The organism is Ramlibacter sp. (genome assembly GCF_028292805.1).
Classification (GTDB): domain Bacteria; phylum Pseudomonadota; class Gammaproteobacteria; order Burkholderiales; family Burkholderiaceae_C; genus Ramlibacter.
On sequence record NZ_JAQGLS010000033.1, the window covers coordinates 1 to 11,889 of the forward strand.

General features: G+C 68.9%; 15 protein-coding genes. 3 read left to right on the top strand and 12 right to left on the bottom strand.

Going from position 1 to position 11,889, the window contains the following annotated elements; translation table 11 throughout:
• The 8 genes from fabF to JWP65_RS01770 all read right to left on the bottom strand — a co-directional run.
• Positions 1–1,169 (bottom strand): beta-ketoacyl-ACP synthase II (fabF, locus tag JWP65_RS01735; RefSeq protein ID WP_299759755.1); only part of this gene is annotated, 1,169 nt, incomplete at its 3' end.
• Positions 1,170–1,176: 7 nt separating this feature from the next.
• Complete coding sequence (acpP, locus tag JWP65_RS01740; RefSeq protein ID WP_299759757.1) at positions 1,177–1,416, bottom strand: acyl carrier protein; 240 nt, start codon at positions 1,414–1,416, stop codon at positions 1,177–1,179.
• A gap of 97 nt (positions 1,417–1,513) precedes the next feature.
• Complete coding sequence (gene fabG, locus JWP65_RS01745) at positions 1,514–2,248, bottom strand: 3-oxoacyl-ACP reductase FabG (RefSeq protein WP_299759781.1); 735 nt, start codon at positions 2,246–2,248, stop codon at positions 1,514–1,516.
• A 14-nt stretch (positions 2,249–2,262) separates the two neighbouring features.
• Complete coding sequence (gene fabD / locus JWP65_RS01750) at positions 2,263–3,213, bottom strand: ACP S-malonyltransferase (RefSeq protein ID WP_299759759.1); 951 nt, start codon at positions 3,211–3,213, stop codon at positions 2,263–2,265.
• 56 nt (positions 3,214–3,269) lie between these two features.
• Positions 3,270–4,247: a beta-ketoacyl-ACP synthase III gene (locus tag JWP65_RS01755; protein ID WP_299759761.1), complete on the bottom strand. Its 978-nt coding sequence runs from the start codon at positions 4,245–4,247 to the stop codon at positions 3,270–3,272.
• A gap of 2 nt (positions 4,248–4,249) precedes the next feature.
• On the bottom strand, positions 4,250–5,290 hold the full coding sequence (plsX, locus tag JWP65_RS01760; RefSeq protein WP_299759763.1) for a phosphate acyltransferase PlsX: 1,041 nt from the start codon (positions 5,288–5,290) through the stop codon (positions 4,250–4,252).
• Positions 5,291–5,390: 100 nt separating this feature from the next.
• Positions 5,391–5,573, bottom strand: a complete 183-nt coding sequence (gene rpmF, locus JWP65_RS01765) for a 50S ribosomal protein L32 (protein ID WP_027101192.1) — start codon at positions 5,571–5,573, stop codon at positions 5,391–5,393.
• 139 nt (positions 5,574–5,712) lie between these two features.
• Complete coding sequence (locus JWP65_RS01770; protein ID WP_299759769.1) at positions 5,713–6,255, bottom strand: YceD family protein; 543 nt, start codon at positions 6,253–6,255, stop codon at positions 5,713–5,715.
• A 25-nt stretch (positions 6,256–6,280) separates the two neighbouring features.
• Between JWP65_RS01770 and JWP65_RS01775 the strand changes: the two genes are divergently transcribed.
• Both JWP65_RS01775 and JWP65_RS01780 read left to right on the top strand, forming a co-directional pair.
• The gene (locus tag JWP65_RS01775) at positions 6,281–6,889 is read left to right on the top strand and encodes a Maf family nucleotide pyrophosphatase (RefSeq protein WP_299759771.1); all 609 of its coding nucleotides are present in this window, start codon (positions 6,281–6,283) and stop codon (positions 6,887–6,889) included.
• A complete protein-coding gene (locus JWP65_RS01780; protein WP_299759774.1) occupies positions 6,886–7,647 on the top strand; it encodes an SAM-dependent methyltransferase in 762 nt (253 codons plus the stop codon). The genes JWP65_RS01775 and JWP65_RS01780 overlap by 4 nt, the downstream gene beginning before the upstream one ends.
• A 33-nt stretch (positions 7,648–7,680) precedes the next feature.
• On the opposite strand, the gene JWP65_RS01785 is transcribed toward JWP65_RS01780, so the two are convergent.
• Genes JWP65_RS01785 through JWP65_RS01800 form a run of 4 tightly spaced genes read right to left on the bottom strand, consistent with a single transcriptional unit; the run spans position 7,681 to position 10,749 of the window.
• A complete protein-coding gene (locus JWP65_RS01785; protein ID WP_299759775.1) occupies positions 7,681–8,718 on the bottom strand; it encodes a S49 family peptidase in 1,038 nt (345 codons plus the stop codon).
• Entirely contained in the window at positions 8,719–9,087 is a 369-nt protein-coding gene (locus JWP65_RS01790; RefSeq protein ID WP_299759776.1) for a Rieske 2Fe-2S domain-containing protein, read from the bottom strand. It abuts the gene before it with no gap.
• A gap of 5 nt (positions 9,088–9,092) precedes the next feature.
• The gene (locus JWP65_RS01795; protein ID WP_299759777.1) at positions 9,093–9,761 is read right to left on the bottom strand and encodes an HAD family hydrolase; all 669 of its coding nucleotides are present in this window, start codon (positions 9,759–9,761) and stop codon (positions 9,093–9,095) included.
• Complete coding sequence (locus JWP65_RS01800; protein ID WP_367280461.1) at positions 9,733–10,749, bottom strand: RluA family pseudouridine synthase; 1,017 nt, start codon at positions 10,747–10,749, stop codon at positions 9,733–9,735. Before JWP65_RS01800 ends, JWP65_RS01795 begins: the two co-directional genes overlap by 29 nt.
• A gap of 511 nt (positions 10,750–11,260) precedes the next feature.
• On the opposite strand from JWP65_RS01800, the gene JWP65_RS01805 reads away from it, so the two are divergent.
• Positions 11,261–11,889 (top strand): ribonuclease E/G (locus JWP65_RS01805; protein WP_299759779.1); only part of this gene is annotated, 629 nt, incomplete at its 3' end.

The window sequence follows — 11,889 nt, forward strand, 5'->3', positions numbered from 1 at the left end:
TTCATGTCACGCGCCGTGTTGGCGCAGTAGTCCAGGTCGCACTCGGGGTCCTGGTTGAAGATGTTGATGGTGGGCGGTCTCTTCTGGTGGTGCAGGGCCAGCACGGTGAACACCGACTCGATGCCGCCGGCGCCGCCCAGCAGGTGGCCCGTCATCGACTTGGTCGAATTGACCACGATGCTGCGCGCGTGGTCGCCCAGCGCCGCCTTCACCGCATTGGTCTCGTTCAGGTCGCCCAGTGGCGTGGAGGTGCCGTGCGCGTTGAGGTACTGAATCTGGTCGGCATTGACGCCGGCATTGCGCATCGCGGCCAGCATGGCCCGGCGCGGCCCGTCGATGTCGGGGGCGGTCATGTGGTACGCGTCCCCGGTCATGCCGAACCCGGCCAGCTCGGCGTAAATCCTGGCGCCCCGCGCCTTGGCATGTTCGTATTCCTCGAGCACGAGCACGCCGCCGCCCTCGCCCAGCACGAAGCCGTCGCGGTCCTTGTCCCAGGGGCGCGACGCCGTCTTGGGATCGTCGTTGCGGGTGCTCAGGGCGCGGGCCGCGGCGAAGCCGCCGACGCCCAGCGGCGAGACGCAGGATTCGGCGCCGCCGGCGACCATCACGTCGGCGTCGCCGCTCTCGATCATGCGGGCGGAGATGCCGATGGCGTGCAGGCCAGTGGTGCAGGCGGTGACCACGGCGATGTTCGGGCCCTTGAAGCCGTACTTGATCGAGACGTGGCCGGAAATCATGTTGATGATGGACGCGGGCACGAAGAACGGCGAGATGCGGCGCGGGCCGCGGTTCACCAGTTCGGCATGCATGTCCTCGATCATCGGCAGGCCGCCGATGCCGGAGCCCACGTTGACGCCGATGCGGGTGGCCAGCTCGTCGTCGAGGGCATCCCCCAGCGGCAGTCCGGAATCCTCCACCGCCTGGCAGGCCGCGGCCAGTCCAAGGTGGATGAAGCGGTCCATGTGCCGGGCTTCCTTCTCGGAGATGTAATCCGTGATCCGGAAATCCTTGACCTGCCCGGCGAACTTGCAGGCGAACGGGCCGGTGTCGAAAGACGTGATCGACTCGATCCCGCTTTGCCCGGCCAGCAGGTTGGCCCAGGACTCGGCAACCGTGCCGCCCACCGGGCTGACGCAGCCGAGCCCCGTCACGACGACGCGGCGACGCATGCTGGCCTTAAGCCTTCTGGTGGCCGTTGGCGTAGTCGATGGCGTTTTGCACCGTCGTGATCTTCTCGGCGTCTTCGTCCGGGATCTCGATGCCGAACTCATCCTCCAGGGCCATGACCAGTTCCACCGTGTCCAGGGAATCGGCGACAAGGTCGGCCACGAAGTCCTTTTCGTTGGTGACCTGGGACTCTTCCACGCCGAGCTGCTCGGCGATGATTTTTTTGACACGTGCTTCGATATCGCTCATGGGTTCCCTCAAAGGGTGAAGTTGAATCCGCGATTTTAGACCGGGCGGAGGGACCGGCTGGCAAGGCCGTTGCCGGCGGGGTGCTGAACTGGCGCGTTCAGGCCATGAACATCCCGCCGTTGACATGGATTTCCTGGCCGGTGATGTAGCCGGCCAGGGGGGAGGAAAGGAAGGCGACCGCGTGGGCAACGTCGCCCGGTTGGCCCAGGTGGCCCAGCGGGATCTGGCCCAGCAGCGCCCGCTGCTGCGCTTCCGGCAGGGCGGCGGTCATGTCGGTTTCGATGAAGCCGGGCGCCACGCAATTGACGGTGATGCCCCTGCTGCCGAGTTCGCGGGCCAGCGCCCGCGTCATGCCGGCCACGCCGGCCTTGGCGGCCGCGTAGTTGGCCTGGCCGGCGTTGCCGGAAGCGCCGACGACGCTGGTGATGCTGACGATGCGGCCGTAGCGCTGCTTCATCATCGTGCGCATCACGGCGCGGCTCATGCGGAACACCGCCTTCAGGTTGGTGTCCAGGACAGCGTCCCAGTCGTCGTCCTTCATCCGCATGGCCAGGGTGTCGCGGGTGATGCCGGCGTTGTTGACCAGCACGTGCAGCCCGCCGTGTTCCCGGCCGATCGCCTCGATCAGCGCCTCGGCCGCCTTGCCGTCGTTGACGTCCAGCTTCGCGCCCTCGCAGAAGGCATGCTCGGCCAGCGCCGCGGAAACCTTCGCCGCGCCTTCGTCGGTGGTGGCGGTGCCGATCACCTTCATGCCGCGGGCGGCCAGTTCCTGCGCGATGGCGGCGCCGATGCCGCGCGTGGCGCCGGTGACCAGGGCCACCTGGCCCTGCATGGTGGAGGAATCGCTCACGCCAGCATCTCCTTGGCGGCCGCCAGCGTGGCCGGGTCGTACACCGCGGCCGAAGCCAGGGCCGGGTCGATCCGCTTGACCAGGCCGGCCAGCACCTTGCCGGGGCCGCACTCGACGATGGTGTCCACGCCGCGGGCCTGGATGGCGCGGATGCATTCCACCCAGCGCACCGGCCCGAAGGCCTGCTGGTAGAGGGCGGCGCGGATCTGGTCCGGGTCGCCCTCGGCCTTGACCTCGATGTTGTTGACGACCGGGATGCGGGGCGCCAGCAGCGGCGTCGCCGCCAGCCGCTCCCTGAGCCGCTCGGCGGCCGGCTTCATCAGGCTGGAGTGGAACGGCGCCGACACCGGCAGTGGCAACGCGCGCTTGGCGCCCATGGCCTTGAGCAGCTCGCAAGCCTTGTCCACCGCGGCCTTGCTGCCGGCGATGACGGTCTGGGCCGGATCATTGAAATTCACCGCCTCGACCACCTCCTCGCTGTTGGGGCCGAACGAGCGCGCCGCTTCGGCGCAGCCTTCGATCACGCGTTGCGCGTCCAGGCCGAGGATGGCGGCCATGGCGCCGGTGCCGACCGGCACCGCGTCCTGCATCGCCTGGGCCCGAAAGCGCACCAGGGGCGCCGCATCGGCCAGGGTCAGGGCGCCGGCGGCGACCAGCGCGGAATATTCGCCCAGCGAGTGGCCGGCCAGCACGGCCGGCTCGGCCCCGCCTTCGGCGCGCCAGGCGCGCCAGGCGGCCACGCCGGCCACCAGCATCACCGGCTGGGTGTTGGTGGTCAGCCCCAGGGCTTCCTTGGGGCCTTGCTTGACCAGGCGGGCGAGGTCCTCGTCCAGCGCGTCGGAGGCCTCGCGCAGCGTTTCGGCCACGGCCGGATGCTCGCCCCAGGCATCGAGCATGCCGACAGCTTGCGAGCCCTGGCCCGGAAAGACGAAAGCGAACGGTTTCATTGTGTGGGTGCGTCCCGGTGAGAACAGTGGCAGCAGAAAGGCAAGCCCGGCGGGCTTCAGAAGTCCAGCAGGACGGCGCCCCAGGTGAAGCCCCCGCCCACGCCTTCCAGCATGAGGGTGTCCCCTTTTTTCACCTGGCCGCTGCGCACCGCGCTGTCCAGCGCCAGCGGGATCGAAGCGGCCGAGGTGTTGCCGTGCTGGTCCACCGTCACCACCACCTTGTCCATGGGCAGCTTCAGCTTCCTGGCCGTGCCCTGCATGATGCGGATGTTGGCCTGGTGCGGGATCAGCCAGTCGATGTCGGCTTCGGTCTTGCCGGCCTTGGCCAGGGTGGCGCGGGCCGCGCTTTCCAGCACGCCGACGGCCAGCTTGAACACGGCCTGGCCATCCATCTTGAGCAGCGGCTCGCCCAGCACCTTGCCGCCCGACAACGTGCCGGGCACGCACAGGATGCCAACGTGCTTGCCGTCGGCATGCAGGTCGCTGGCCAGGATGCCTGGGGTGTCGGAGGCTTCCAGCACCACGGCGCCGGCGCCGTCGCCGAACAGCACGCAGGTGGTGCGGTCGCTGAAGTCGAGGATGCGCGAAAACACCTCGGCGCCGATCACCAGCGCGCACCTGGCCGAGCCGGTACGGATCATGGCGTCGGCCACCGTCAGCGCGTAGACGAAGCCGCTGCACACCGCCTGCACGTCGAAGGCGGCGCAGCCGCCCACGCCCAGCTTGTGCTGCAGGATGGTGGCTGACGAGGGGAACACCATGTCCGGGGTGGAGGTGGCGACGATGATCAGGTCGACTTCCGATGCCTGGCGGCCGGCGGCTTCGAGCGCGTTGCGCGCGGCGTGCACGCCCAGCTCGCTGGACGTGACATCGGGCTCGGCGAAGTGCCGGGCGCGGATGCCGGTGCGCTCGACGATCCAGTCGTCCGAGGTTTCGACTCCGGTGGCGGCCAGTTGCGCGGCCAGGTCGGCGTTGGTTACACGGCGCGGCGGCAGGTAGCTGCCGGTCCCGGTGATGCGGGAAAATTGGGTCATGCTCAGGTGATGGCCGCTTCCAGCGGCTGGGCGTCGCCGGCCAGCAGGGGCCGGGCATGGTCGATGCGGGCCTGGACGCGGTCCAGCAGGTTGTTCCGGGCCGCATCATACGCGCGGCTCAAGGCGTACTCGAAGCCGACCTCGTCGGCCGAGCCATGGCTCTTGAACACCAGCCCGCGCAGGCCCAGCAGGGCGGCGCCGTTGAAGCGACGGTGGTCGGTGCGCTTCTTGAGCGCGGCCAGGACCGGGTACGCGGCCACCGCGGCCAGCTTGGTCAGCGGGCTGCGGCTGAACTCCTCGCGCAGGAAGCCGACGATCATGGCGGCCACGCCCTCGCCGGTCTTGAGCATCACGTTGCCGACGAAGCCGTCGCACACCACGATGTCCACCACCGGCGTGAAGATGTCCGTGCCTTCGACATTGCCGTAGAAGTTCAGGTCGCCGGCGGCGCCGGCCGCGCGCAGCAGCTCGCCCGCCTTCTTGATCATGTCGCTGCCCTTGATCACTTCCTCGCCGATGTTCAGCAGCCCGACCGAGGGGCTGTGGTTGCCGGTGAGCGCGGACACCAGCGCCGAGCCCATGACGGCGAACTGCAGCAGGTGCTGCTCGTTGCAATCGACATTCGCGCCCAGGTCCAGCACGGTGGTGATGCCACCCTTGGCGTTGGGCAGGCCGGAGGCGATGGCGGGCCGGTCGATGCCTTCGATGGTCTTGAGCAGGTAGCGCGCCAGCGCCATCAGGGCGCCGGTGTTGCCGGCCGACACCGCCGCCTGGGCGGTGCCGTCCTTGACCTGCTGGATGGCCACGCGCATGGAGGAATCCTTCTTCCTGCGCAAGGCGACGTCGACCGCGTCGTCCATGGCCACCACTTCTGAGGCCGGAACCACGGTGGCCCGGTCATGCCGGAAGGATGCAAGCGCGTCGGCGGCGCCCACCAGCAGCAGCCGCGCCTCGGGCTGCCCGTCCAGGAAACGGCGGCAGGCCACCAGCGTGACGCGGGGGCCGTGGTCGCCACCCATGCAATCGACAGCGAGGGTCGTCATGGGGTGAACTGTAGAGCCAAGCTACGCTTTTTCAGGGCCACAGAAGACAAAGGCCCGCACTGCGCGCGAACGCAGCCGGGCCTCGTGCCGTCCAGGACGGTCAGGCGTCGTTCTTCGTCTTGAGGACCTTGCGGCCGCGATAAAAGCCCGTCGGGCTGATGTGGTGGCGCAGGTGGGTTTCGCCGGTGGTCGGCTCCACCGCGATGCCCGGCACCGTCAGAGCGTTGTGCGAACGGTGCATGCCGCGCTTGGAAGGCGACTTCTTGTTTTGCTGAACAGCCATGACGGGCTCCTGGAATCGGTCTGCTGCGGCAAAGCAGCAGCGGGTTGAACGGTGGGACGAAACATGAGCGCCTGGCGTGCAGCACGCAGGCGGTTTCGGCGCGAAGCCCGCGATTATAGCCCATGGAAGACCCGACCTTCTACTTGCCGCTCTTGAGCCGGCCCAGGACGGCGAACGGATTCTCCCGCTGCGCGCCCGCTGCCTCGAACGCCGGGTCGGAAACCGACATTTTCACGGCCTCCGGGCAGACCTCGTGCCGCGGCGCCAGCGGCACCTCCATCAGCAGCTCGTCCTCCACCAGCTCCAGCAGGTCGAAGCTGCGCGACAAGGCCAGCAGGTCTTCTTCCGCCGCGTCATCCTGCGCCGCGGCCGTGGCCTCGTCGGCCACGAAGCGGAACGAGCGGTCGACCGCCAGCGGCACGTCCACCGGCTGCAGGCAGCGCTGGCAGACCAGCGGCAGCTGCGCTTGCGCCCTCAGGTGCAGCCAGACCTCCGGGTGCAGGTGCTGCGGGTTGAGCAGTTCGCCGCGCGCGCTCCAGCGCACGAGGCGCTCGGGCGCGGTCCCTTCGGTTTCAGCCAGCAGCCGCGCATAGCGGGCCAGCCTGTCTTCCGATGCAAGTTCGGCGCCGTCCTCGGCGAAGTGGTGCACGTCGAGGCGGTGCGGGTCGAAATCCTTGGCCATCGATCCAGTGTAAGAGAATCGCCGCATGCATTCGTCCCCAAGAGACTCCGCCGTGCGCCGCCTGGTGCTGGGCTCGACCTCCCGCTACCGCCGCGAACTGCTGCAGCGGCTGCGGCTGCCGTTCGACGTCGTCGCGCCCGAGGTCGACGAAACCCCGCGCCCGGGCGAAGCCCCCGCCGCCCTGGCCCGCCGGCTGGCCGCCGCCAAGGCGCAAGCCGTGGCCAGCCAGCACCCCGGCGCCATCGTGATCGGCTCGGACCAGGTGGCCGACCTGGACGGCGAGCCGTTGGGCAAGCCGGGCAACCATGCCAACGCCGTGGCGCAGCTGCGGCGCATGAGCGGCCGGGTGGTGATTTTCCAGACCGCGCTGACGGTGACTTGCCAGGACAGCGGCTTCGTCGAACACGACCTGGCGCCGGTGCGGGTGCGCTTTCGCGCGCTGGCCGATGCCGAGATCCAGGCCTACCTGCAAGCCGAGCAACCGTATGACTGCGCCGGCAGCGCCAAGAGCGAAGGCCTGGGCATCGCCTTGCTGGAAGCCATCGACAGCGACGACCCCACGGCCCTGGTGGGGTTGCCGCTGATCCGCACCTGTCGCATGTTGCGCGCGGCCGGCCTGCCGCTGTTGCGATGAAGCGGGGTCGCCTCTACCTGGTGCCGGCGCCGCTGGACTTCGGCTGCGCGGTGCAGGTGCCGCTGGCCGAGGTGCTGCCCGCCGGCACCATTGCCGTCGCCGCCCGCCTGACCCACTGGGTCTGCGAGAACGCCAAGTCCACCCGCGCCTACCTCAAGCGGGTGGGCGAGTTGCAGCCGCTGGCGCTGCCGATGCAGCAGCAGGACATCGTGGAGCTGCCGCGCGAGGTGCACAAGAAAGGCGACCACGCGCCGGCGGCCTTCGATGCGCGCAGCCTGCTCAAGGCGGCGCTCCAGGGCCAAGACGTCGGCTTGCTGAGCGAGGCGGGGATGCCGGCGATCGCCGATCCCGGCTCGTCGGTGGTGCGCGCCGCGCATGAGCTGGGGATCGAAGTGGTGCCGCTGGTGGGGCCGGTGTCGCTGCTGCTGGCGCTGGCCGCCAGCGGCCTGAACGGCCAGAACTTCGCCTTCGTCGGCTACCTGCCGCAGGAGCCCGCGGCCCGCACGACGCGGCTGCGCGAGCTGGAGGCGCTGGCGCTGCGCACCGGCCAGGCCCAGTTGTTCATCGAGACGCCGTACCGCAACCAGGCCCTGTGGCAGGCGCTGGTACAGGGCTTGAAGCAGACCACCCGGCTGGCCATCGCCAGCGGGCTGACGCTGCCGGATGCGGTGTGCCGCAGCGCGGCGGTGATGGCGTGGAAGCAGCAGCCGGCGCCGGTCAGCAACGACCGGCCGGCGGTGTTCGCCATCGGCCCTTGACTTGTTCCCTCCCCCGCCGGGCAGGAGCAAGCGTCAACGAACCGGCGGAACTGCGCGCAAGGCCCGGATCGCGCCTTCGCCGATCGCCGCGCCGAAGCGCTTGGCCAGCTTCTCGGCCACGTTCTCGCGCCGGGTGTAGTCCACCAGTTCCTCGGCCTTGATGACCTCGCGGGCGACGAAGTCGAGGTTGCCCAGGTGGTCGGCCAGGCCTAGTTCCACCGCCTGCTGGCCGGTCCAGAACAGGCCGCTGAACAGCTCGGGCGTGTCCTTCAGCCGCTTGCCGCGGCCGGCCTTGACCACGGCAATGAACTGCTGGTGGATCTGGTCCAGCATCTGCTGGGCGTGCTCGCGGTGCCGGTCGGTCTGCGGGCTGAACGGATCCAGGAAGCCCTTGTTCGCGCCGGCCGTCAGCAAGCGCCGCTCGACACCCAGCTTGTCCATCAGGCCGGTGAAGCCGAAGCCCTCCATCAGCACGCCGATGCTGCCGACGATGCTGGCCTTGTCCACGTAGATCTGGTCGGCGGAGGCGGCGATGTAGTAGGCGGCGGAAGCGCAGGACTCCTCGACCACCGCATACAGCGGCTTCTTGTAGCGCGCCTTCAGCCGCTTGAGCTCGTCGCTGACGATGCCGGCCTGCACCGGGCTGCCGCCGGGGGAGTTGATCAGCAGCACCACGCCTTGCGCGCCTTCGTCCTCGAAGGCGGCCTTGGCGGCGGCGATGATGAATTCGGCGCTGGCCTCGCTGTCGGGGCCGATCTCGCCCTGGATCTCCACCACCGCCGTGTGCGGCGTGAGCTTGTCCGAGCTGGGCGTGCCGCGGTAGGCCAGCGTCCAGATCAGGAAGATGAAGAAGGCCAGCCACGCCATGCGCGTGAAGCCGCGCCAGCGCCGGGTGGCGCGCTGCTCCTCCAGCGTGGCGAAGATCAGCTTCTCCATGGTGCCGCGCTCCCAACCCTGCGCCTCGGTGGCCTTGCCCGCGACGGGCGCGGAGGTGGGGGTTGGCGTGGGCGACGGCGCCGGCGTGGATGCCGGCCCGGTAGGGGTGTTGTCAGGAAAGCCAGGCTCGGTCATCTAGAACTCAACGGGTTGCAGGTTGAAAGCAGTATGCCAGTGCACCACCCCGTCGCGCTCGCTGAGTTCGATGCGCACCAGCCCGCCGCGGCAGGGACCGCCGGCGCAGGCGCCGGTGTCGGGCTGGTAGGCCGCGCCGTGCGTGCTGCACAGCAGCCAGCGGCCACTGTCGTCGAACAACCGGTTGGGCTGCCAGTCCATCTCCATCGCGATGTGGGCGCACCGGTTCAGGTAGGCATGGACCCGGCCTTGCCAGCGGATCGCGAAGGCGCGGCAGGTCTGGCCGCCGTGCACCACATCGAACGGCACGGCCAGGCCGCCATCCACCAGGTCGCCGGCATTGCACAGGGGAATCCGCGGGCCGTCCATGGACGTCAGCCGTTGGCCAGCAGCCAGTCGTGCAGCTCGCGCACCGAGTGCACCACCGCCAGCGGCTCCAGCACCGCGAAGGCGCCGGGCTCGTGCGCGCCATAGCTCACCCCCACGCTGGGGCAGCCGGCGTTGCGGGCCATCTGCAGGTCGTGGGTGGTGTCGCCGATCATCAGCGTGCGTGCCGGCTCGGCGCCGAACTCGCGCATCAGCTCGTGCAGCATGCGCGGATCGGGCTTGCCGGCCGTCTCGTCGGCGGTGCGCGAGGCATCGAACACCCCGCGCAACTGCCTGCTCTGCAGCACGTCGTCCAAGCCGCGGCGCGACTTGCCGGTGGCGACCGCCAGCCAGTGCTGCCGCTGACGCAAGGCCTGCAGCATGTCCAGCACGCCCTCGAACAGGCTCAGGTCGTTCTGGTGCGCCAGGTAATGGTGGCGGTAGCGGCTGCCCAGTTCCGCTTGGCGCTCGCGCGGCACGTCGGGCGCGGCGTGCGCCAGCGCCTCGGCCAGCCCCAGGCCGATCACGTAGGCGGCCTCGCGGTCGCCGGGGACGGTGCCGCCGACGTCGGCCACCGCGCGCTGGATGCAGCGCACGATGATCTGGGTGGAGTCGAACAGGGTGCCGTCCCAATCGAAGGCGATCAGGTCATGGCGGCGGGGTCGGGACACGGGCATGGGCGATGAATTTCTGCAGCTCCGGCGGCAAGGGCGCCTGCAGGGCGATGCGCTCGCCGCTGGCCGGGTGGTCGAACTGTAACCGCCACGCGTGCAGGAACATGCGCTTGAGACCGAGCTTCTGCAAGGACTTGTTCAGTTCGAAATCGCCGTACTTGTCGTCGCCCAGGATCGCATGGCCCTGGCTCGCCAGGTGCACGCGGATCTGGTGGGTGCGGCCGGTCTTGATGGTCACTTCGAGGAGGGAGGCTGTGGAAGCAAGCTCGCTCCTGCCCTGTCGCGCAAGCGGCAGAGGGAGCAATGCCTGGACCTTCACCAGCGTGATGGAGCGCATGCCGTCGGGGTCGTCCTTGGCCACTACCTTGACCCTGCGCTCGCCGTCGGCCTGCAGGTACTTGTGCAGCGGCAGGTCGATCACCTTGTTGCCGGCCGGCCAGGCGCCGGGCACCAGCGCCAGGTAGGTCTTGCCGGTTTCGCGTTCGCGAAACTGGTCCTGCAGCCGGGTCAGAGCCGAGCGTTTCTTGGCCACCAGCAGGATGCCGGAGGTCTCGCGGTCGAGCCGGTGCACCAGCTCCAGCATCTTGGCTTGCGGCCGCGCCTGGCGCAGCTGCTCGATCACGCCGAAGCTGACGCCGCTGCCGCCGTGCACCGCCACCCCCGCCGGCTTGTCGATCGCCAGCAGGTGGTCGTCCTCGTACACGATGGGAAACTCCCGCGGCGGCGCCGGCTTTTCCAGCTTCTCGGCGGCGGCGTCGGACACGCGCACCGGCGGCAGCCGCACCACGTCGCCCTCCTGCACCCGGGTATCGGCCGCGGCCCGGCCCTTGTTGACCCGGACTTCGCCGCTGCGGATGATCCGGTAGACGTGGGTCTTCGGCACGCCCTTGAGCACGCGAATCAGGAAATTGTCGAGGCGCTGGCCGGCGGATTCGTCCCCTACCGCCACTAATCTGACTTGCGCGCTTGCGGCGGTCGGCGCCGCCCCTATAATCTGTTTCACTAGCGTAACGCTGTAAGTGGTTGATTTGGCAGGCAGTTTAGTCGAGCCACCACCCGCCTACGCTGGAAGGTCGATGCCACTGGTATCGCAGCGCAGATTCCGGGCCAAAGCCCGCAATGGCGCGGGCGGTGCCACCAGGGTCCGGCTCTTCGGAACACTGATACGGAATAAATGTCCGCCAGCTCTTTCAACGCTGGCGGACGGATCAAAGCGAGAACAACGGTGTTGATGGTGCTCCTCATGGTTTTCCGGCGCTGGCTGTTGCCGGCGCCCGCCATGCAGGGTCCGTCCACGACCGCCGGCTCCGGCCCCGCCGCACCATTCGCGGTGCGTGGTCGCGCAAGCCTCGCCCCCATCCCTGTGCCCTGGCGACGGTTGCTGAGCTGACCGCTCGCTTTCGCTCGCCCTCCGGCAATTCCATTCGTTTCGAAGCGTCGTCCGGCATCGTTGGGACCCCATGACGGGTCCGGGATGGTTTGAACAACGTGAAGGTGACGCGATGAAGCGGATGCTGATCAATGCCACGCAGGCGGAAGAACGCCGGCTGGCCATCGTGGACGGGCAGAAACTGCTCGACTACGAAATCGAAATCGAGGGGCGCGAACAGCGCAAGGGCAACATCTACAAGGCCGTCGTCACGCGCGTCGAGCCGTCGCTCGAAGCCTGCTTCGTCGATTACGGCGAGGACCGCCACGGCTTCTTGCCGTTCAAGGAAATCTCCAAGCAATACTTCACGCAGGGCGTGTCGGTCAGCCAGGCGCGCATCAGCGATGTGATCCGCGAAGGCCAGGAACTGCTGGTCCAGGTCGAAAAGGAAGAGCGCGGCAACAAGGGCGCGGCGCTGACCACCTTTGTCTCGCTGGCCGGCCGCTATGTGGTGCTGATGCCCAACAACCCGCGTGGCGGCGGCGTGTCGCGCCGCATCGAAGGCGAGGACCGGGCCGAGCTGAAGGAAAACATGGACAAGCTGGAATACCCGGCCGGCGCCAGCATCATCGCCCGCACCGCCGGCATCGGCCGCAGCGCGCCTGAACTGCAGTGGGATTTGAACTACCTGCTCAAGCTGTGGACCGCGATCGACGGCGCCGGCAAGGGCGGCAAGGGCGCGTTCCTGATCTACCAGGAATC